The 22,182-nt window shown below is 46.6% G+C and carries 22 protein-coding genes and 1 other annotated feature; of the genes, 2 read left to right on the forward strand and 20 right to left on the reverse strand.

The window, feature by feature from the left end; genetic code table 11:
• Position 1 precedes the first annotated feature (1 nt).
• The 16 genes from MHI48_RS19315 to MHI48_RS19390 all read right to left on the reverse strand — a co-directional run bounded on the left by MHI48_RS19315 (position 2) and on the right by MHI48_RS19390 (position 12,097).
• On the reverse strand, positions 2-619 hold the full coding sequence (locus MHI48_RS19315) for a hypothetical protein (RefSeq protein WP_076249997.1): 618 nt from the start codon (positions 617-619) through the stop codon (positions 2-4).
• A gap of 83 nt (positions 620-702) precedes the next feature.
• Positions 703-882 (reverse strand): DUF2768 family protein, encoded by a 180-nt coding sequence (locus MHI48_RS19320; protein ID WP_017687688.1) that lies wholly within the window; start codon positions 880-882, stop codon positions 703-705.
• A 173-nt stretch (positions 883-1,055) separates the two neighbouring features.
• Positions 1,056-1,331, reverse strand: a complete 276-nt coding sequence (locus tag MHI48_RS19325; protein WP_076317428.1) for a stage VI sporulation protein F — start codon at positions 1,329-1,331, stop codon at positions 1,056-1,058.
• A gap of 103 nt (positions 1,332-1,434) precedes the next feature.
• Complete coding sequence (locus tag MHI48_RS19330; protein ID WP_036607707.1) at positions 1,435-2,475, reverse strand: NAD(P)H-dependent glycerol-3-phosphate dehydrogenase; 1,041 nt, start codon at positions 2,473-2,475, stop codon at positions 1,435-1,437.
• The gene (gene plsY, locus MHI48_RS19335; RefSeq protein WP_074095653.1) at positions 2,468-3,091 is read right to left on the reverse strand and encodes a glycerol-3-phosphate 1-O-acyltransferase PlsY; all 624 of its coding nucleotides are present in this window, start codon (positions 3,089-3,091) and stop codon (positions 2,468-2,470) included. The genes MHI48_RS19330 and plsY overlap by 8 nt, the downstream gene beginning before the upstream one ends.
• A gap of 11 nt (positions 3,092-3,102) precedes the next feature.
• Entirely contained in the window at positions 3,103-4,425 is a 1,323-nt protein-coding gene (gene der, locus MHI48_RS19340) for a ribosome biogenesis GTPase Der (RefSeq protein ID WP_017687684.1), read from the reverse strand.
• A 185-nt stretch (positions 4,426-4,610) separates the two neighbouring features.
• On the reverse strand, positions 4,611-5,825 hold the full coding sequence (gene rpsA, locus MHI48_RS19345) for a 30S ribosomal protein S1 (RefSeq protein WP_036607712.1): 1,215 nt from the start codon (positions 5,823-5,825) through the stop codon (positions 4,611-4,613).
• Positions 5,826-5,967: 142 nt separating this feature from the next.
• Entirely contained in the window at positions 5,968-6,555 is a 588-nt protein-coding gene (locus MHI48_RS19350; RefSeq protein WP_036607713.1) for a 1-acyl-sn-glycerol-3-phosphate acyltransferase, read from the reverse strand.
• Positions 6,552-7,256, reverse strand: coding sequence for a (d)CMP kinase (cmk, locus tag MHI48_RS19355; protein ID WP_036607714.1), 705 nt, complete (start codon positions 7,254-7,256; stop codon positions 6,552-6,554). The genes MHI48_RS19350 and cmk overlap by 4 nt, the downstream gene beginning before the upstream one ends.
• A 103-nt stretch (positions 7,257-7,359) precedes the next feature.
• Complete coding sequence (locus MHI48_RS19360; protein WP_076317426.1) at positions 7,360-7,584, reverse strand: hypothetical protein; 225 nt, start codon at positions 7,582-7,584, stop codon at positions 7,360-7,362.
• A 63-nt stretch (positions 7,585-7,647) separates the two neighbouring features.
• Positions 7,648-8,301, reverse strand: coding sequence for a flagellar brake protein (locus MHI48_RS19365; RefSeq protein WP_405141489.1), 654 nt, complete (start codon positions 8,299-8,301; stop codon positions 7,648-7,650).
• Positions 8,302-8,449: 148 nt separating this feature from the next.
• The gene (gene ypeB / locus MHI48_RS19370) at positions 8,450-9,796 is read right to left on the reverse strand and encodes a germination protein YpeB (protein ID WP_036607717.1); all 1,347 of its coding nucleotides are present in this window, start codon (positions 9,794-9,796) and stop codon (positions 8,450-8,452) included.
• A gap of 121 nt (positions 9,797-9,917) precedes the next feature.
• Positions 9,918-10,088 carry a hypothetical protein gene (locus MHI48_RS19375; protein ID WP_164783335.1) on the reverse strand — a complete coding sequence of 57 codons (171 nt, stop codon included), beginning with the start codon at positions 10,086-10,088 and terminating at the stop codon, positions 9,918-9,920.
• A gap of 114 nt (positions 10,089-10,202) precedes the next feature.
• Positions 10,203-10,898: a glutamic-type intramembrane protease PrsW gene (gene prsW, locus MHI48_RS19380; RefSeq protein ID WP_017687676.1), complete on the reverse strand. Its 696-nt coding sequence runs from the start codon at positions 10,896-10,898 to the stop codon at positions 10,203-10,205.
• Positions 10,899-10,941: 43 nt separating this feature from the next.
• Positions 10,942-11,556, reverse strand: a complete 615-nt coding sequence (locus MHI48_RS19385; protein ID WP_017687675.1) for a genetic competence negative regulator — start codon at positions 11,554-11,556, stop codon at positions 10,942-10,944.
• 187 nt (positions 11,557-11,743) lie between these two features.
• Positions 11,744-12,097: a hypothetical protein gene (locus MHI48_RS19390; protein ID WP_036607724.1), complete on the reverse strand. Its 354-nt coding sequence runs from the start codon at positions 12,095-12,097 to the stop codon at positions 11,744-11,746.
• 94 nt (positions 12,098-12,191) lie between these two features.
• Between MHI48_RS19390 and MHI48_RS19395 the strand changes: the two genes are divergently transcribed.
• Positions 12,192-13,088, forward strand: a complete 897-nt coding sequence (locus tag MHI48_RS19395) for a polysaccharide deacetylase family protein (protein WP_076317425.1) — start codon at positions 12,192-12,194, stop codon at positions 13,086-13,088.
• 56 nt (positions 13,089-13,144) lie between these two features.
• Here MHI48_RS19395 and MHI48_RS19400 read toward each other — a convergent pair whose 3' ends face one another.
• From MHI48_RS19400 to MHI48_RS19410, 3 genes are read right to left on the reverse strand one after another with little or no spacing between them, the layout of a single operon-like run.
• Complete coding sequence (locus tag MHI48_RS19400) at positions 13,145-13,906, reverse strand: metallophosphoesterase (RefSeq protein ID WP_405141493.1); 762 nt, start codon at positions 13,904-13,906, stop codon at positions 13,145-13,147.
• 53 nt (positions 13,907-13,959) lie between these two features.
• A complete protein-coding gene (locus MHI48_RS19405; RefSeq protein WP_076317422.1) occupies positions 13,960-14,412 on the reverse strand; it encodes a hypothetical protein in 453 nt (150 codons plus the stop codon).
• Entirely contained in the window at positions 14,409-15,002 is a 594-nt protein-coding gene (locus tag MHI48_RS19410) for a CPBP family intramembrane glutamic endopeptidase (RefSeq protein WP_036607728.1), read from the reverse strand. Before MHI48_RS19410 ends, MHI48_RS19405 begins: the two co-directional genes overlap by 4 nt.
• 334 nt (positions 15,003-15,336) lie before the next feature.
• Positions 15,337-15,567 (forward strand) — a binding site (T-box leader).
• Between the two features lie 199 nt (positions 15,568-15,766).
• Between MHI48_RS19410 and serA the strand changes: the two genes are divergently transcribed.
• Positions 15,767-17,362 (forward strand): phosphoglycerate dehydrogenase, encoded by a 1,596-nt coding sequence (serA, locus tag MHI48_RS19415; RefSeq protein ID WP_017687669.1) that lies wholly within the window; start codon positions 15,767-15,769, stop codon positions 17,360-17,362.
• Positions 17,363-17,573: 211 nt separating this feature from the next.
• On the opposite strand, the gene MHI48_RS19420 is transcribed toward serA, so the two are convergent.
• Positions 17,574-22,106, reverse strand: coding sequence for a BclA C-terminal domain-containing protein (locus MHI48_RS19420; RefSeq protein ID WP_339194357.1), 4,533 nt, complete (start codon positions 22,104-22,106; stop codon positions 17,574-17,576).
• Positions 22,107-22,182: the final 76 nt, after the last annotated feature.

Consider the following 22,182-nt stretch of genomic DNA (forward strand, 5'->3'; position numbering starts at 1 on the left):
CCTACTGGGGCCATGTAAAGCCAACAAGCTCTTCCACTTCGGCTCTGAAGCGGCTTGTCCAGACATTCTGTTGACTTAACAGCATCATTATAGGTTGATGTGCATCTGGCTGCTCGCGCATCTGTTTCGCAATGGGGACATAACGATCTTCACGACCTCGTAGCAGATTAAACAAAAGCTCATGCGCAAGCGGCATCAGTCGCAGGCTATATGAACCCACTTGTGCTACTGGTGCATGCGGAGCAAGTACATGTTCAATCTCAATACGGTACCAACTTTTGCGAGCCCATATTTCGAAACCACCAACCAGTTCCAGCGCACATTCACCCACCTGATAGTGGCTCAGCAGAGAAGCATACGGTCCTGTCTTATCCACTGTAGGCTCGTCAAGCATTCCCCCCGGAGCGCTACGGTGAAGTTCTTTAGCAGCAGCAACATCCGCATAGATATCAATATCTCTCGGAGCCTGTTGCAACTCCACCCCTTGAAGCAGCAACCCACAACTTCCTCCAAGTAACCATGTCTGTGGCTGTGTGTTCCAGGCTTTGGCCGTTTCCAGCAAAGCCGCGTGTAATTCCGGATAACGCTCTGTCCGACCCTCCGTATCATGCGGCCCCATAGGCTCACACTCCCCTCATCCGTGTTCATTGTGTCAGTTCTTATGATGTGCTTATGCGGATGTTATCTTTCAGGCATGGGAAATCAGGTCAGAGAAGCGATTCCACCGAAAAAGCCAATCAGCATAATCAAAAATGCAATCAGAGAAAGAATCCCCCGTACAATACCTTTTGTTTTGGCACGAGCAAACGTAATCAGGAATACAGATAGTCCCATAATGAGGATGGCCACCAATGACAGCCACATCTTGTCCATTGCGCTCATAATCCAGCAGTCTCCCCTTCAGTCCATTATTCATCACTGACACTGTGACAATTGCAACCATTATAACACGAAATTCAGCTCAACTTTCCAAAAAAAAGACAAAAAAGCAAGCCGGCAGAAGCCGACTCGTCTTTTTGTCTTACTGGATCACCTGCACAAGCAGGTGTGATCTATTATTTTTTCATCATCATTTTCATTAACGATTCCATACTGCTCGGATTCAATCCGCTTTTCTTGACCGCACTCACAATATCCTTAACCGTATCCTCAGATACCGGAACTTTCGCCATGGCGGATACTTGTTTGATCAATTGGCGCAACTGAACTTCATTCTGAATCGTCGTTGGTTTCACCGTGCTTGCCAATTTCTTAACGGCACCTTCCGTTATCGTTTTACCCGTTTTCTTGTTGATTGCATTCAGTGCATCTTTGGAAATGTTGTTACCCATTCGTCTCCCCTCCTCCGGCAATACTCATGTGTATAGTATGAGTCTGCTACAGAAAAGGTGAATAAGCTTCTTATTTCACAAGGTACGTTTAGGCTGATTACAATCAGGAATGCCATTGCTCCCAGGTTTCAAGTTTCATGACTTCCATTTCAGTCTTCGGGTCACGTCCCATCAAGGCTTCAACCGCATCACGCGGCTGTCTCTCCTGGAATAAAACGTGATATAACTGATCCGCAATTGGCATTTGCACTCCGTATTTTTGTGAGATGAAATAGGCAGCTTGCGTAGTTCGAATGCCTTCTACCACCATGCCCATGGACTTCAGAACATCATCCAGCTTCTGTCCCTGGCCCAACATGGAACCTGCTCTCCAGTTCCGACTGTGCTGACTTGTAGCCGTTACAACCAGATCCCCGATTCCGGCAAGTCCCGAAAACGTTAGCGGATTTGCTCCCATCTCAACACCAATACGTGTGATCTCTGCCAGACCACGTGTTAGCAAAGCGGCTTTGGCATTATCACCAAATTGAAGACCATCCGACATACCTGCACCAAGAGCAATGATATTTTTGAATGCACCCGCCAACTCAACACCGATCATATCCCGATTCGTGTAAACCCGGAAATAAGCATTCATAAACAAAGCTTGGGCAGACTCGGCAGATGCCTTATCCAGTGAAGCTACAACCACTGTCGTTGGACAACGCTTCACCACTTCTTCCGCATGGCTTGGGCCAGAAAGAACAACCACACGTCCTTCTTCACATTCAAGCTCTTCTGAAATGACTGTGGACATCCGTTTGAGGCTTTCTGTCTCAAAACCTTTGGTTGCATGAATAACTAACATCTCAGGCTTGTAATAAGCCTTAAGCTGGTTCGTAACTGCACGCATGGCTGATGAAGGCGCAACAATTAACACAGCTATAGCACCTTCCACCGCAGCTTCCATATCAGTTGTTGCTTGAATCCGTGGTGAAAGCTCCGCATCCGGAAGATAGCGAGTATTAGTGTGCTTGTTATTGATTTCGTTAGCCTGGTCTTCACCACGTGTCCACATCATCACATCCAACTGATTGGCGGCGAGTACACTGGCCAGAGCTGTTCCCCAGCTCCCAGCGACTAGAACAGCAACTTTTTTAGACAACTCGTTTACCCCCTCCAGGGTTTTTCGATCCCAATTTATTTTCCTGTCCTTTGGCGAGCTTCGCAATATTGGTACGATGTCTCCAGAACGCAAACAGACAAATAATCAGACTCCCCCAGAAGATATTCATTGAATATCCGGGTAATACCATGATAAAGATGGGTGTAAATGCTACAAAAATCAGAGACCCCAATGAAACATAGCGTGTCAATACAATAGACAGAATGGCGATCACCCCAGCACATAACGCAGGCAGGAAAGCAAGACTCACCAGAACACCAATGGCTGTGGCAACGCCTTTTCCTCCACGAAAATGGAAGTAAAGCGGCCAGTTATGTCCTGCAATGGCTGCTATACCACTGAGTGCAGGAATCCAGGCAGAACCGTCGCTCAGCCAGATTCCAATCCATACAGCTGCAACACCCTTAAGTACATCAAGTAACAGAACAGCAATTGCCGGTCCTTTACCCAAAATACGCAATGTATTGGTAGCTCCCGCGTTTCCACTTCCGTGCTGACGAATATCGATCCCCCGTATCGCTTTGGCAAGGAGGACACTAAAGCTGATCGAACCGAGCAGATAACTCAGTACAATCGCTGCGATTTGTAAAATCACACACTTCTCCCCTAACTTTCGTCGGACTTCTTCCGAGTAAATATGCGAATTGGTGTTCCTTCGAAGTCAAACGCTGCACGGATTTTATTCTCCAGGTAGCGCTCATATGAGAAGTGCATCAATTCCGGATCGTTCACAAAAACAACCATGGTCGGTGGCTTAACGGCAACCTGAGTCACATAGTTAATTCTCATTCTCCGTCCTTTATCCGTTGGCGGAGGGTTAATTGCAACCGCATCAGACACCACATCGTTAAGTAGATGTGTTTGTACACGTAACGAGTGTTGATCTGCTACCCTTTTCACAACCGGTAACAATTTTTGTAAGCGTTGTTTTGTGAGGGCTGACAAGAATACGACTGGAGCATAAGTCATAAACAGGAAGTGATCCCGAATTTTTCTCTCAAACTCTTTCATCGTTTTGTCATGCTTCTCTACCACGTCCCATTTGTTCACAACAAACAATGACGCTTTACCAGCTTCGAATGCATATCCTGCAATATGCTTGTCCTGTTCAATAATGCCTTCTTCACCATTAATGACAATCAGAACAACATCTGCACGCTCAATCGCACGCATCGCACGCATTACACTGTATTTCTCAGTTGTTTCATATACTTTACCACGCTTACGCATACCTGCTGTATCAATCAGCACGTAACGTTGGCCGTCTTTTTCAAAAGGTGTATCAATCGCATCCCGGGTCGTTCCAGCAACGTCACTTACAATGACACGCTCTTCACCCAGAATAGCGTTCACCAGTGAAGATTTACCCACATTAGGACGTCCGATCAGAGCTACACGAATGACATCTTCATCGTAAGTCTCTTCCTCAAGTTCTGGCAACTTCTCCACTATTGCATCAAGCAAATCACCTACACCTGTACCGTGACTTCCGGATACGCCAATAGGATCACCGAAACCAAATCCATAAAACTCATAAATGAGCTCACTTCGTCCGATATTATCCACTTTGTTAACGGCTACAACAATAGGCTTGCCTGAGCGGTAGAGCATCTCTGCTACCTCTTCATCCGATTGCGTAATACCTGCTTTTGCATCACACATGAATACAATAACATCCGCTTCTTCAATAGCGAGCTCTGCTTGCATCCGAATCGATTTTAAGATTACATCTTCACCATCAATTTCGATACCACCTGTATCAATGATACTAAATGGTTTACCGTTCCATTCACCGATTCCATATATACGGTCACGGGTAATGCCCGGCTTGTCTTCCACAATGGCCAGTCTGTCGCCGATGATCCGATTAAAAATGGTGGATTTACCCACGTTCGGTCGTCCGACAATTGCCACAACGGGTCTTGCCATACATTCCACTCCTCCTGTCCATACTTACGATACTCATCATAGCAAAAAAGATATATCTTGGCTAACGTTTCATGCCAAATTACTCGCAATAAAAACAATCGGCGAACCCGCCTTGGGCTCGCCGATCTTGCTTTTGTTATTCAGCAAAATATGCAGTATATAACTTAGAACCATGCATTGTTAACTTATTTGAATTTGCTGAGTTTGTCTCCAAACAGTTCGCCAAGCGTAGTGCTCATACCTTGATTGTTCAAGGAAACGTTTGGATTGTTGATTTCTTCACGCGGAGCGTTGTTTCTTGAAGGTCTTTCTGATTTTTGTGGTTGAGCTGGAGCTTCTTCTGTTTCTTTGATGCTCAAGCTTACACGTTGCTCAGAAGGGTTCATGTCCAAGATTTTAACTTGAACTTCTTGTCCTTCTTTCAGCACTTCATGAGGAGTGCCGATGTGCTTGTGGGAGATTTGCGAGATATGCACAAGTCCCTCAACACCAGGAGCGATTTCAACAAATGCACCGAAGTCTACCAGACGTTTTACAACACCTGTTACGATATCGCTGGAATTGAATTTTTCGCTTGCTGTTTCCCAAGGACCTGGTTGAACAGCTTTCATGCTCAGGCTGATTTTGCCTTTTTCAGGGTCAACTTTCAGCACTTTCACACTAACTTTATCACCTTCAGACAGTACGTCGGATGGTTTTTCAACGTGTGTCCAAGCCAGCTCGGATACGTGAACCAAACCATCAACTCCGCCCACATCAACAAATGCACCGAATTGAGTCAAACGTTGTACTGTACCTTCGATCACTTGACCTTCTTGCAAACCAGCCATTACTGTAGCTTTGTTTGCTTCGAATTCTTGCTCCAGTACGTCTTTTTGGGAAAGGATCACTTTGTTGTTCTCACGGTCGATCTCTTTCACTTTAACACGCAGTGTGCGTCCTTTGTAGTCGCTGAAGTCTTCAACGAAATGGCGTTCAACCATGGAAGCCGGGATAAATCCACGTACGCCCACGTCAGCTACCAGACCGCCTTTAACAACATCACCTACAACAACTTCGAATACGTCTTGGTCTTCAAAATGCTTTTGCAATTGATCCCACGCGTTTTCGCTGTCGATTGCACGTTTGGACAGAACGAGTTTTTCTTTCTCGTCGTCGATGCTAAGAACTTTAGCTTCAACTTCTTGTCCAACTTCTACTGCGTCAGACGCGCTGTCAACATGTAATGAAGACAGTTCACGAATTGGAATGACACCGTCATATTTATATCCAATGCTCACATAGGCTTGGTTATCTTCCAATTTGACGATGGTTCCTTTTACGGTATCTCCTTTTTTCAAGGAAACGAATTGATCCAACTCATCTTGGGTTGCTTCTTGATTTTTCATTTCTTCCGACATGTCAAATACCCTCCTCAATTCAAAAACCCCATTATATTCAAACCTGCCTGTAGCAGAGTTCAAAACACTTTCATCACTGAGTGCTCAAACTTTAGTCTCCCTCAAAAATATGGAAACATGCACTCAGCTACCGACGAAGCCATTACTTGCTTGGCACGCCCGTTTGCACCATCTCGTTAATCTTGGACATAATCTTTTCAGTCGCCTTCTCCAGAGCTTCTCCAGATGGGTCTTCCTTGAACTCGTCCAAACTTACTGGTGCTCCATATACAACTTTCATCTTACGAAAAACTTTGTAGTTACCGATAATAGCAGTAGGAATAACTGTAGCGCCACTGCGGAGAGCAAAACTCGCTGCCCCTTTTTTGCCGATACCTCCATCATTGTGACGGCTTCCCGAGGGGAAGATTCCAAGCACTTGACCATCACGCAAAATATTGAGTGAGGTTTTGATGGATTCCTTGCTGACACCTCCACGTTTAACGGGGAAAGCGCCCACGGCTTTAATAATTCGGCCGAGTACCGGAATTTCAAACAATTCGCTTTTGGCCATGAAACGTACCTGACGGCGAAGTTTGATACCAACGGTTGGAGGATCGAAGTTACTAATATGATTGGAACATAAAAGTACGCCGCCTTCTTTCGGAATATTCTCCCGTCCAACGGCCTCCAAGCGGAAAAGAATGGTATAAATGATCCGCAGTAATGTGCTGCAAAATGTGTAAATCATAGACCGATCTCTCCTCTGACCATTGTGCAATAAGATACGATTTTGTCAACCACTTCATGAATGTTCATCTCCGTTGTATCAAGGACAATAGCATCCTCAGCACAACGCAATGGGGAAATTTCCCGATTCTCATCCAATCTGTCACGGGTGGCAATGTCTCGCTCCAGCTGTTGCAACGTCAGTCCTTCAGAGGGGTCCAGTTCTTTGAAGCGGCGAAGCGCACGCTCTTCCACACTGGCAGTCATGAAGATTTTCACTTCCGCATCGGGCAGTACTGTCGTTCCGATATCGCGTCCATCCATGACGACGCCCTTGCGCAAAGCCATTTGCCGCTGAGTATCCACTAATTGCGTACGCAGCCCCTCGATTTGCGCATATCGGGACACGATTCCCGTCACTTCACGGGAGCGGATTTCCGAGGTTACTTCTTCCCCATTACAGAACACTTTCTGTCCGTCGGGATCCGGTTGTAAATCAATGACCAGCTTTTGGGCTTCCTGAAGTACCTGTGTCACATCTTCCGGTGTAATACCTTTCCGAAGCATATGCAAGGTTACCGCACGGTACATTGCGCCTGTGTCGACGTATACATACGCGAGCGCCTCTGCAACCAATCGGGCCACCGTGCTTTTCCCGGCACCGGCAGGTCCGTCAATTGCAACGTTCATTTTCCCGTTCTCTGATGTGTTCTGGCTTGCCAACGGGGCATTCCTCCTCAAACGATAAACCTCAATAAAAAAACAGGCATTGCCTGCATCGTGAAAATTATACCACACTCTACACATGGATGCAAAAACAGACAAATCAACGACGTTTGTAATCATTCATCGTTTGCACTTCAATTGGCGTTCCTTCCAGGCGGTCAATGGTGGTCAAATTCTTTTTGAAGCCTGGTACCAACAGCAGCAATTGATATACCACAAGCAGGATTAGAAGGACTGTAATCAGAATCGTAACCTTTCGTTCCATTCGCCTGGAGAAAACATAATAAAGTCGTTCATATCTGCGGGTTGCATGACGACGATTCAAGGCAATACCTCCGTTTTTTTCATTACGGTACCCGCAGTTCCCTCTCTTTATGCCACAACATTCCTATTTCGTGCGATAGTCAAGTTGCCGCTCAAAACAAAACTTGATAATTTTCTGGCGCTCCGAATCTGAAATCTGCATAAATTTGAGCATGCATAGCTGTCTGCCGGTTTCCAGGGTTTTGATCCGCACAACTTCAGCTTCAAAATTCACATGTTCAATGGTTGAATTCCGGTAGGGAACCAGCAACCAGCATTTCAATTTTTGACCTTCAGCTATTGAGAAACCTGTTTCGCCGTAGATGGACAATCCACCACCGCCAATATCTTCAGTCAATCCGACAGCACGGGTCAGATCTTCACTCTGGATGGCCAATTCGAGGTTTGCATGAACACGAAGAAAGCTACGCCGTTGTATTTTGGATATATCGCTCGGAAGCGGTTTGCGGATACGGACAAGACGGACCACATCTTCCTCAAATCCCGTGATATAGGTATTAAAATAATGCCGGATCCCATCCTCCGTAATATATGAAATGGACAATTCATCTCCGAAAAAGAGCCTTTTCAGACGGCTGCTTCCTTGTTGCATTGGGACCTCAATCAGAAAACTGCTGTCATCCATATCTGCAATGCGTGATTTGTACTCTTTGTGTTCCTCTTTTTCATCTGCAGAAGCAATCTGGATGTATAAAATTTCATTTATTTTCGGAAACAAGCTGTTCACCGCCACTTTATGTATTTATCTTCGTATGTACAAGGACTATTATACCATGACCTTTCTCACATTGAACAAGAAAAAAACAGACCACATCGTGGTCTGCCGCAGTTATTCGCTCAACTTCAAATTCAAATTATCCATCTTTTTATGAGGTTGCATTGACCGGTTTGATCTCTTCAACCGCTTCTTCTATTCCTGTATTCGCATTAATGTATATCCGGTAACGAGAACCGTTAATTTTCCCTCCGAATTCATAACACAATACTTCTTTGCTGTAATCATTCTCAATCAGGGATTTGCGAACATAATTTTCTTCGAACTCCGAATTAAGCTTTTTCCGCGCCTGTTGCTCCGTAAGAGTTGCTTTCGGAATTTTGCGCATGTCATTATGTTCGTAAACAAAGTCACTCGCCTGGAATCCGGTTACTTCGCCTGTATCCAAACCTACACGAACTGACATTTTCTCGGGATAAATCAAGGTGTCCCCTTGCTTACGCACATAAGTAAGGTTACCCAGATTACCATATTCATCGTAGTTTACAGCCTTCATATCCTTATAGCCTTTGTTCATTAGAAATTGATCTGCTTTAGCCATGGCATTCTGACGAGACACTTTTTTGGTTCCGATTGGACGCGTATCACTGTAAGAGATCAGCATTCCGCCATTACGGGTGAAATCCATCATCAGTTTGCCATTGTTGGCATGATCAATCGTGGCAGTGTAGGACTCCCAGTCTGTTCCTTTGCCGTTCTCCTGCACTTGGATTTTGCTACGATCCGCATCAGAGAATTTTGCAGCCTTGCTCTGAATCTGTTCTTTGGTCACCGGCAAGCCGTCCAGTTTCTTGACTGATCGTTTGGCATAGATGTTGGATACGGAAGGACCCCAATCAAGCTCCGGGTATTCCTGTACCTTTTTGTTTACAGTACGAAAACCATCAACGATCGTGTTGTCCATGGTTTGCTCTTGTGTTGCCATGGCAGTCTCTGCATCCATCCAGCGCAATCGGTCCGTCAGGACTTTCTGCTGCACATCCTGCAGATTCTTGGTAATCTCGGATGAATTCTGATACAGCTTTTTCAGGTTGCCCATTTCCTTCTCACTTAGCGGTTCGTTCGTCAAGTCACGCATCGACGCCCGATAGGCAAAGTTGGAAATACGCGAGAGAAACTCCTCTGTCTCGTTAAATGGTAGCATGGTGAGTGGCAGTTGGTTGATCTCATTCTGCGCTTCACTGGTGAGTCGCCATACATTCATCAGACCTTTGCGATGCATCCCCTGTGATGTAGAGTGAACCGCCAAGGTGTTGCCAATCTCCGAATGCAATTTGTCCATATGAAAAGATAAATCGTGAAATGCACGCTGATATTGATTCTCTGCCTTGATCAGAATTGCATTCTTCTCCTGATTCTCCTGATAGCCCCACACGAGCGCACCGACCAGCAGAACCGCAAATATCGGAAACATAACTGAACTTAATCGTTTATACATCGGTAGAGTCTCCTTTCTTCTAAACCACTACCTCTATTGTGGATCGAAGAAAGATCTCTTATGCATGCGATTTCCAGTCCTTACACAAGCAGGCTGCTAAAGTAGCGTTTGGGTCCTCCTTTTAATTCAGCTGAATCCCAGTTGCCATGCCCTCTTCTTCAATTTCGAACTGGTCTCTGTTATCACATAGGCACTGCTTGAATCCCGTCTCAATCCGGCCCCGATCTTTCTTGCCTCGTAATGTAAATCGTTCACCGCATTGTTTGCATCTGATTTTAATTTTAATTCTCATCACAACGATCTCCGTTTCTGTCGGTCATTCCCCGGGAGTTTATATGTAAAAATAAAAACACACCGGAGTCATAGGCGCAATATGCGCTTTATGTCCACCAGTGTGTCCGTATTTTTATAATTTAACCTCTTCCTCCCGCTTCACAAAACGAAAAGGAGAACGGTTATTAGCTCGTGTGATTTTACCCATTGCCCCATACCACAGGCCCGCCATTAGCGGCGCTATAAACCACAACCAATGATTCACCATGGTGTTCATGATGACATCGTACAATGCATGCCAGAAAAAAGGTAACACCAGAGAAAGAACCAGATACCACCGCTTTTTCTTACCACCGATAAACTTGGCTTTACCCATATAATAACCCATGATTACCGCAAACATAGCGTGCCCTGAAACAGGGAGCAGTGCCCGAAGGAACATGGCTGAGACGGATGCATTCCCCGCAAAGGCATACAACACATTCTCAACAGTGGCAAATCCAAGTGAAACAGCGACTGCATATAATATCCCGTCATACGGCTCATCAAATTCGGTGTGATTATAGATGATATGATAAAGTACGAACCATTTAACGAATTCCTCCACACCACCTGAGATCATAATGGCCTCAAGATAAGGATTATCCCCGAGCCACATCATCATGCCACGCTGAATAATCATCACAGGCAGTACCATCAGAATCCCCATGAGGAAAACACGCAATACCATATGAAGTGGCTCATAATCATAACGGTCTTTCAGGTAAAAGTATGTTAACAAGGCGAGACCCGGAGCAACTGCTGCCGCTAAGACCGAAAACAAAAGCACCGAAATTCCCTCCTCTGACTAAAGACGCGATTACAACTAGAGATTAATCCTGGCGTTTGAAGTGGGTGCAGATAACATCAATCGCTTGTGCAGGAATAACAACCTTACCATACTCTTCCATGACTGCTGGAGTAACTGAGGAGCCTTCGCCAAATTCAGCAAGCAAGGCAATCAATGCCGCATGTTTGGTGGAATCTACCTCATCTGGCTCCAAATGCAAGAACCACTTGTCTTTATAGGAATAAAGTCTCCCAGCATCCGTAACATGCTGACGCAACATATGTGCAGCTTCAATGAGCACTTCAAAGTCCTTGAATGCATAAACAATGGAATCGCTTTGCTCGAGTGTAACTTCCATTTCATATACTTCTTCAGGAAGATCATCTTCATGACCTAAACCATATTGTTGCGGATCATATTTTCCACGTGTGACAATGACAACCATCCCTTGAGCGGGAAGTGCGAATACTTCGACAGCGAGTGGACCTGTGGCATCAAATCCAAGTTCGGAATAGGCCTGATCCATCATTTCAGTGAACAGTTCATGAACCTTAGGTATTTCCTGCCACATATCTTCTTTTTGTATTCCGCGCTCGCTCAGATCGTCAAAGGTCAGGAAAATCCGTATCTTATCGTGACTTAGTCGTTCTATTTTCATACAGGATCTCCCCTTTATAAGCAAGTCTTATAACAGATTATGAAGCACAAAACAATATGTGCTGAAAATAAATCTATGTAGTTATGTTATCATTTTATACCTCTAAATGCACGAAGTAAAATCGACAAAAAAAGAATCATTCCACAGCAAATCAAGACTGTGGATGATTCTAATTGGAGGTTTTGGTTTATAAACCCGGTACTGTTGTGTTTGTTTGGCTTAAAATTTGCTCAACTTCATGCTTCACATCGGGATTGGTGCGAATAAAATCTTTGAGCATGCTCATATTCGCTTCTTTTTCCTGCGGTGTGATCGCTCTTGCGGTCTTTGCTGCCGGATTTTTGTGGGATTCACCATGTTGATTTTGCTTGCTTGTGAACCCGTCCATACCCGGGAAAGTCATTTCCATCATCTTATGTTTTGCCTGATCCATCATATTTCTTGATGAACCCGATGACATCATGGGCAATTTGCCTTTGGACAGCCATGAACTGGCTGCAACACCAATGACAATGCCCCAAAAAAAGGATGAAGCCTTCATTACACCAACCTCCTTCAAGTGTTAAAATCATATTTAGTGTTTGCGGTAGTGAGCGATCTCATTCCGTATAATTACAGGAAAGCGAGTTGAAATCATGTTTAGACATACCGCCGCATTGATCATTGCTGCAAGTTTGCTGTTGTCAGCTTGTGGGACAGCGGAAGAAAAAACATCTGATAATTCCACACCAGCGGGCGAATCAACTACCACAGTTCAAGAAGAGCAAGGTAACTCTAACCCAACTGAAACAGGAGAACCCGGAACTGGTGTGCCCGAGTCTTCAACGGAAGATTCAACTGTGACAGAAGAAGAACCTGAATCTTCGGAGAAGGTTTCTACAGAAGAGAAAGTGGAAAAGACGTATCATATGAATGAAAATTATTATATTAAACCAAACGATGAAGCGAGCCCAAGCAAAGTGGTCTTGTTAACTTTTGATGATGGACCCAAAGAAGAAAAAATGATTACTTCACTGATCGACACTTTAGATAAACATAACGCTAAAGCGATATTTTTCGTCAATGGATATCGGGTGAAAAGCCATCCGGAATTACTCAAACTCATACATGATCGGGGTCAGATTGTAGGCAATCATGCCTGGGATCATGAGGATCTCAAAAAAATGTCCAACGCTGAGGCGGCAAAACAGGTTACAGATGTCCAAAAAATAGTGAAGGATACCATTGGTGAGGAACCGCAATTCTTCCGTCCACCTTTTGGTTCGGGAAATGATGCACTGAAGGCTGCTGTGAAGAAAAATGGCATGTTATATATGACTTGGTCTAATGGTTCTCTCGATTGGGATAAAAGCACCAAAGACAAACCGGAAAAAGTCATTCAAAATGTACTGGACCAGTTAAATCCCGGAAGCAATATTTTGATGCATGAGTTGCCATGGACGGTTGAAGCATTGGATGAGTTGCTGACCAAGCTCGAAAAGAAAGGTTATTCCTTTGTTGATCCGCGTGCAATTGAATTGGAAGCTCGTTAAATTGTAATTTTGCGCATTAAAATAAAACAGCCCTGATCCATTGGATCAAGGCTGTTTTATGTGAGTGCTTTTTCCGCGGGCACTCTTAACGTGATGATATGCATCTCCGCAGGACAACTTAGTCGGAGAGGAAGATGATTTGTACCGTATCCTCTGCTAACAAGCATTTTGCCTTCTTGGTGAATGTCCTCCGGACTTCGCTTCAGGGAGTACCACCCGTTCGATACGGGACGATACGCTTTGCTCAGGAACACAGGTCCGAAAAATGGCAAAACCAATTGTCCGCCATGTGTATGACCGCTTAAAATAAGATCTGCATTTTCTTCCAAGCGAAGAGCCTGCAAAGGATCATGAACGATAGCAATTTTGCATAAACGGTTACCAATCTGTTGTAGTAATACATCGCCCTGTTTGGAACGATAGTCTATGCCGATCAGGCTCAATCTGTCGTTGCCCCTTTGCAGATATTCCACATTATCCTGCAGGAGCTTAACGTCCGATTCTCGAAGGATTCGCGCAAGTTGAGCGGTACCAGCCCTCTTGTCATGGTTGCCATACACCGTAAATGAAGGAGCAATGTTCGATAAAATTTTCATGTTATGTCTAACTAAAGACCATGAGATTCCTTTTTCCGCAACATCCCCGCCGATGAGAACCCAGTCCACCTTGTTTTTAACGTTTGCCAGATCATTCTGCTTCAACTTGCGCTTGTGCGTGTCGGATACATACAAAATCATAGCCCCGTCAAAGGATGTTGGCAGATGAGGCACTTCAACCTCTTCTTCAATCATTTGATGAATATGGGCTTCACGCCACATATGAAAAAGTAGTAAAACTCCCATCAAAATGATTAAACCTGCGAGTAAAAGTATTACCACGGCAAGGGAAGGAACGTATTCAGAGCGGGTGCCCCTTCAACCCCCCACCAAACCAGACTAATCGTTAACATGACAAAAATAAAAATGAGTGAATTGACAAACCTCTTGCTCAATTTTAACCGACGTGAAGGATGTAATTCTGTCCGTGTAGGAAGCGAACCCGCTTCGGGGATCGATTCTTCCGTTGAATTTGGCGTTTTTTTGGAGCGTGATGGTGCCCTTTGAGGAAGTACTGGACTTTCCAGTTTTTCTGTATAGGGCTTGCGCTGTGATCTAGGTAAAGAAACGGAAGTAATTGGTGTGATTCCGCCAACCTCAGCAGCTGCTGCCGTTTCAGCAACGATGCTTACTTGAGAAGCCACCTGATGCTCGGATTTCTCTTTTTTATCCGATTGACGATGGCGCTGACTGCCATATGTCTTCATTCTACTTAATGGCTGATTCATGATCCCCTCCGAAAACGTATCGCTAATCCGGACACCAAATCAATAATAAAGTGACATAATATAGGCGCCCATAATGTGCCGGACTGCAAGTAAATCCAACCCAATCCATAACTTGAGACAAACACCCAGCCTGTTGGAATCCAGTGGCGCAAATAACGAATATGGATAACTGCAAATAAAATACTTGTCCAGTAAGGACCGATGGCATGTTGGATGGCTCCACGGAATAATAATTCCTCACACACAGCAACAATGGCTGCTATACATACAATGTGCCAGATCGGACGCCCACGGAACAACATCTCGTTAATTCCACCGTCATCCATGCTTTCCTGAGGTATAACATACGACAGTACCAAGTCCATAACAAGCATTATTCCTGCAAGACCCAGACCCCACCATATAAATTGGTAATTGTCAGGCCATGCGAGTACATCTAACAAGTTTCGTTTCTGCAATAAGATCCACACAACTCCGATAATCAGTGTCAGACCTTGTGTAAAGTATAGATTGATTAAAAGCAAACGCTCGGTAAGCTGCTGTGGCTCAGCCTTCTGAATCTTGAACTTGGGAAACTTGAATTTTTTCATCGGATGCGTCTGTCCTCTTGAGTTAAATTTGATGGATAACAATTACGTTGTCCAATCGGATAGTATACTAAATGATAGCCAAAAAACCAATTAGGTTCAAGGCCTGCCCCAAGTCCTGGTTATATGTCCGTGCCATTACTTCATTAAAGCAGTAAAATTCAGTTCACCAAACAGCTTACTTTCCATCTTCTTGTGATAGGTATATTAACTATTGTATTACTTATGGTGACTCTGTTTATGTGTGAATCTAAAGACATCTGCAAAACATTTTAAAACATTTAAGCCTATTGACATGCTCATGTCAGCCATGATACATTATGAAAAATTAGTCACGTTAAACACGATGATGGAAAAAAGACGTTGCTTCGTCTTACAGAGAGCCGATGGTAGGTGTGAATCGGTGGCAGGCAAATGGTCTTGAGCGCTCCTGAGTTATTGCATTGAAATTGGAGTAGGTGCAATCGGTTTAGACCCGTTATCCTCTTCGGTCTTCATTGACCGCTAAGACTGTCGTTGCGAAACGGCGGTGAATTAGGGTGGTACCACGACAACTCTCGTCCCTTATTGCGCAAGCAGTATGTGGATTGAGAGTTTTTTGATTTATTTTAAAGGATATCTGTGGGATCACTCTATTTGCTTCACCTTCCCCCTCTGCTGCGACACCGCGTTGTTGGGCGGAAGAATCAATCTGGTTTTAAGGAATACCTCTTCGCTGAGGTCAGACCTTGACGATATAGATACACATACCTAAGGAGGAAGAAACCATGTACAAAGTGTTAGTGTCGGACCCAATCAGTGATCTGGGGATCCAGCAACTGGTGGATGCAAATGATGTTGTTGTTGAGAAGAAAACCGGTCTTAGTGAAGATGAACTTGTTGCCATTATTGGTGAATATGATGCCCTCTTGGTTCGCAGCCAGACTCGTGTTACAGATCGTATTATGACGGCTGGTACCAACCTTAAGGTAATCGGACGTGCAGGTGTTGGTGTAGATAACATTGATCTGGAAGCTGCTACACAGCGCGGTATCATCGTTATTAATGCACCTGATGGCAATACCATCACAACCTGTGAGCACACGTTTGCCATGATGATGGCATTGGCACGACACATTCCTCAGGCATATGCCAAGACTATTCAGGGTACGTGGGATCGTAAAACCTTCCTGGGTGTGGAATTAAGAAATAAAACGCTCGGTGTACTGGGTATGGGACGGATCGGTAGTGAAGTTGCCAAGCGCGCCAAAGCATTTGGAATGGACATTCTTGCTTACGACCCGTTCCTCACGGAGGAGCGTGCCGAGAAGCTGCAAGTGAAGCTGGCTAGTGTAGATGATATCATTCGCAATGCGGACTTCATGACCGTTCACACACCATTAACACCGGAAACACGGCATATGATTTCACGTCCACAATTCGAAGTGATGAAAAAAGGCATGCGTATCATCAACTGTGCTCGTGGTGGTGTAGTTGACGAGATGGCACTTGTCGAAGCCATTGATCAAGGTATTGTTGCTGGTGCAGCATTTGACGTATTCGAAAGCGAGCCGCCAGCCGCTGATCACCCGTTCCTGAATCACCCAAGCATTATCGTTACGCCTCACCTTGGTGCGTCCACAGTAGAAGCGCAAGAGAACGTGGCTATCGATGTGTCGGAACAGGTGCTTCACATTTTGCGTAACGAACCGTTTAAAAACGCAGTTAACATGCCGGCTGTTGCACCAACCGTGATGAACAAATTGCAGCCGTATTTCAAACTGGGTGAAACGTTGGGTAGTTTTGCAGCACAGATTACACAAAATGCAGTGCAGGAGATTCGGATCGACTATGCTGGTGAACTTTCTGAAGTAGATACTTCTCCTCTCACACGTTACATTGTGAAAGGGATTCTCGCCAGACATTTGGGTGGGGAAGCCAACATCGTTAACTCCATGCATCTGGCCAAAATCCGTGATCTAAATGTGGTTGTAAGCCAAACCTCAACAACTAAAGGATTTACTAACCTGATTACCGTAACATTGGTTACAACTCAGGATGCTGAGGAACGTCGTGTAGCAGGTACATTGCTTGCAGGTTATGGAGAACGTATTGTTCGTCTGGACAAATTCCCGGTAGATATCGCACCGGAAAGTCATCAAATTTTGATCTCCCACAACGATAAACCAGGTATTATCGGACGTGTAGGAACTCTGCTTGGACAAAACGATGTCAACATCGCATCCATGCAGGTTGGACGTAAAATTATTGGTGGTGCAGCAATCATGATTCTGACCGTAGATAAAGCTGTTCCAAAAGATGTGCTTGTGCAGCTTGCTGCACTGCCTGAAATCAATACTGCTGTTGAAATTGTTCTGGAATAATCAAATATATTTCTAAATGTAAAAGGAAAGACGGGACCCTAGTGGTTCCCGTCTTTTTTGTCGTAAGGAATTGTATGACTGTACCCGCTGAAATATCGGTGATGAAGTTTGCAAACAAAATATTTGTGGAATTGGAAAAGGGGTGCCCATCACCCCCATATGAACTCCGCTTCTTTTGGTCAATGGAAATAGTCTAATACGAATCGAACTATTAACTTAACTGAATAATGTTTAGTGTAGACCCCGGAGGAGACAGAACGGCTGCGCCAACAAGCCCGAATAATTGTAACTGTATTGTTGAACCAGCGGTAACGGTAACCATAAAGTCAGACTGCAGCTGACTGAGAGAAAGTACTGGAGATACTACACTCGCTGGAATTGCTGCACCGTTAAGTAAAACCCTAGATTGGATAGCAAGTGCAGCTGTCAGATTTATTTTGTATGAGATATAGTAGCGACCTGCGTTGGTCAGTGTGAAGGTGTCATTTGTCCCATTGACGGTTATACCTGTGCCAATATTTTGGTTATTCGGTAATGGAACGAGTGTACCACCCAATATTACAACAATCGTACCATTAGTGTTCTCAGCAAAAGCCGAGTTAGATGTTACAGATGTTCCGGTTGCACCTGTTGCTCCGGTAACTCCTGTACTTCCGGTTACGCCCACTCCCGTTGCTCCCGTTATACCTGTGGCTCCTGTTCCCCCAGTCGCGCCTGTTGCTCCGGTACTTCCCGTTATGCCGACTCCTGTTGCTCCCGTTATACCTGTGACTCCGGTTTCCCCCGTCGCACCAGTAACTCCTGTACTTCCCGTTACGCCGACTCCCGTTGCTCCTGTTATACCTGTGGTTCCTGTTCCCCCAGTCGCACCAGTTGCCCCGGTACTTCCCGTTACGCCGACTCCCGTTGCTCCTGTTATACCTGTCGCTCCGGTTTCACCAGTGACACCAGTTACTCCAGTACTTCCCGTTACGCCGACTCCCGTTGCTCCTGTTATACCTGTGGCTCCTGTTTCCCCCGTCGCACCAGTTGCCCCGGTGCTCCCCGTTACGCCGATTCCCGTGGCTCCCGTTATACCTGTCGCTCCGGTTTCCCCCGTAACACCAGTTGCCCCGGTACTTCCCGTTACGCCGGCTCCAGTTGCTCCTGTTATACCTGTGGCTCCGGTTTCCCCCGTCGCACCAGTTGCCCCGGTGCTCCCCGTTACGCTGATTCCCGTGGCTCCCGTTATACCTGTAGCTCCGGTTTCCCCCGTAACACCAGTTGCTCCGGTACTTCCCGTTACGCCGACTCCCGTTGCACCGGTTATACCTGTGACTCCGGTCTCCCCCGTGACACCAGTTGCTCCGGTACTTCCGGTTATGCCGACTCCCGTTGCTCCTGTCACACCTGTTACGCTTACTCCCGTTGCGCCAGTCAATCCCGTTACGCCTGTTGATCCTGTTTCCCCTGTAGCACCAGTACTACCTGTTACACTTACTCCTGTGGCTCCTGTAATTCCCGTCGCCCCAGTCAACCCTACAAGACCAGTCGCTCCTGTTTCACCAGTTGCCCCAGTTACTCCTGTTACGCTTAATCCCGTGGCTCCTGTAATTCCCGTCGCCCCAGTCAACCCTGCAACACCAGTCGCTCCTGTTTCACCAGTTGCCCCAGTTCCTCCAGTTACTCCTGTTATGCTTAATCCCGTGGCTCCTGTAATTCCCGTCGCCCCAGTCAACCCTGCAACACCGGTCGCTCCTGTTTCACCAGTTGCCCCAGTTCCTCCAGTTTCTCCTGTTACGCTTAATCCCGTGGCTCCTGTAATTCCCGTCGCCCCAGTCAACCCTGTGAGACCAGTCGCTCCTGTTTCACCAGTTGCCCCGGTTCCTCCAGTTATTCCTGTAGATCCCGTTACGCTTAGTCCCGTGGCTCCTGTGATCCCCGTCGCCCCAGTCAACCCTACAAGACCAGTCGCTCCTGTTTCACCAGTACTTCCCGTTACTCCAACTCCAGTTGCACCCGTCACACCTGTCGCTCCTGCTCCAGCGATCAACGTGTAGTCTGGCGAAGTCCCCGGCGTTCCCGTTGGCGATGCCACATTTGCAATATACGTACTGCCGTTGAACGTTACAACCTGACCCGCTGGATACGTCGGGGCTACGGCTGGATCGAATGGCACGATACCACTTAAACCTACGCCTGTTGCTCCCGTTACCCCTGATGCTCCTGTGACTCCGGTACTTCCCGTTCCGCCAATGCCGGTTGCTCCTGTAACTCCCGTTGCTCCCGCGCCCGCAAGCAATGTGTAATCTGGTGAAGTCCCCGGCGTTCCGGTTGGTGATGCCACATTCGCAATATACGTACTGCCGTTGAACGTTACAACCTGACCCGCTGGATACGTTGGGGCTACGGCTGGATCGAATGGTACAATACCACTTAAACCTACACCAGTCGCTCCTGTTACGCCCGATGCTCCTGTAGCTCCGGTACTTCCCGTTCCACCAATGCCGGTTGCTCCTGTCACTCCCGTTGCTCCTGCGCCAGCAATCAACGTGTAATCTGGTGAAGTCCCCGGCGTTCCGGTTGGTGATGCCACATTTGCAATATACGTACTGCCGTTAAACGTTACGACTTGACCCGCTGGATACGTCGGGGCTACGGCTGGATCGAATGGCACGATACCACTTAAACCTACACCTGTCGCTCCCGTTACTCCTGATGCCCCTGTGACTCCGGTACTTCCAGTTACTCCAACGCCAGTTGCACCGGTCACACCAGTCGCTCCTGTTACGCCCGATGCTCCTGTAGCTCCGGTACTTCCCGTTCCACCAATGCCGGTTGCTCCTGTAACTCCCGTTGCTCCTGCGCCCGCAAGCAATGTGTAATCCGGTGAAGTCCCCGGCGTTCCGGTTGGTGACGCGACATTAGTTATATACGTACTGCCGTTAAACGTTACAACCTGACCCACTGGATACGTTGGGGCTACCGCTGGATCGAATGGCACGATACCACTTAAACCTACGCCTGTCGCTCCCGTTACACCTGATGCCCCTGTGACTCCGGTACTTCCTGTTACTCCAACTCCAGTTGCACCGGTCACACCAGTCGCTCCTGTTACGCCCGATGCTCCTGTAGCTCCGGTACTTCCCGTTCCACCAATGCCGGTTGCTCCTGTAACTCCCGTTGCTCCTGCGCCCGCAAGCAATGTGTAATCCGGTGAAGTCCCCGGCGTTCCGGTCGGTGATGCCACATTTGCAATATACGTACTGCCGTTAAACGTTACGACTTGACCGGCTGGATACGTCGGGGCTACCGCTGGATCGAATGGCACGATACCACTTAAACCTACGCCTGTTGCTCCCGTTACACCTGATGCACCTGTGGCTCCTGTAGGTCCTGCACCTGAAAGCAATGTATAGTCTGGCGAAGTACCTGGCGTACCCATAGGAGAAGCCACAGTCGTTATATACGTGCTGCCATTAAAGGTAACGACCTGGCCGGCTGGGTATGTTGGAGCTACTGCAGGGTCAAACGGAACCGCACCATTGAGACCGATGCCCGTAGCTCCGGTCACACCTGTAACTCCTGATCCTGCTAACAGCGTATAATCTGGAGAACTTCCTGGCGTACCCGTTGGCGAAGCGACATTTGTAATATAAGTACTGCCACCAAACGTGACGATCTGTCCAGCTGGATATGTTGGTGCTAATGCGGGATCGAATGGCACGATGCCACTTAATCCTGCACCTGTGGCTCCAGTTGCACCAGTCGCCCCCGCAGCAGCGATTAATGTGTAATCCGATGAAGATCCTGGTGTTCCTAGAGGACCAGCTACACTCGTAATGTAAGTACTACCGTTATACGTAATGACTTGACCTGCTGGATAACCCGGGGCGAGCGCTGGATTAAATGCCACGGCTCCTGTCAAACCAGCTCCGGTTGCTCCCGTTACTCCAGTCGTTCCTCCCGACAGCAAAAGAGTGTAGTCTGGAGAACTTCCGGGTGTACCCAAAGGACCATTTACATTGGCAACATAAAGACTACCCTCGTAGCTTACTACTTGGCCCTGAGCATAAGTTGGTCCCAGTGCAGGATCAAATGCAGTAATATTGTTCAAACCCACACCTGGTGCTCCTGCCGGACCCTGTGCTCCCTGTGGACCAACTGGGCCAACCGGTCCTACTGGTCCAAGTCCTCCCGGTGTGCCAGTAGCCCCTTTCACCCCAGGGACTCCTGGGACACCTGGTACCCCCGGGACTCCTGGCACTCCCTGTGGGCCGGCTGGTCCGGTAATCCCTCCAGTTCCAAGAGTTGTCGTCGCACGGCTTAGCGATATGGAGATCGATCGAATTAATCCCACAAGTTTATCTTTTTCTGCAGGAGGTACTTCCAGAAGCAGCGTCACACTTAACAAGTCATCCAGTAAGTTTTGCAAGTTACCTGCGAGATTAATAAGAGGAACAGGGACAACCTCTGAACCTGCAATCGTTAATTCCAATACGGCTTGTAATTCAGCCTTTACTCCGGCACGAAATCCGGATTGATTTACAAAAGTAAGTAACTGGCGTAATCCATTCTGTAATGACAGTATATTGGCTGAAGTCGGCTGACTAATTGCAGCAGGAATAGCCACAGCCAAAGAACGCAGTATGGATTCAAACTGCTCCAGTTCGCTTGTGGTTATTGGAATAAACGGAGAGCCTGCTCTAAAAGATCTGCCTTCCAGGAAAGCTTTAATATTGACCCTTTTTCGATCATCGGACATGCTTAACTCAATCCTCCTCTATCTTGCTTGCTTTTCAAGCTTATGTCACATAGGAAGGAAAATTATCTTGGACACT

Origin of the sequence: Paenibacillus sp. FSL H7-0942 (assembly GCF_045040715.1) — a bacterium.
GTDB lineage: Bacteria > Bacillota > Bacilli > Paenibacillales > Paenibacillaceae > Paenibacillus > Paenibacillus amylolyticus.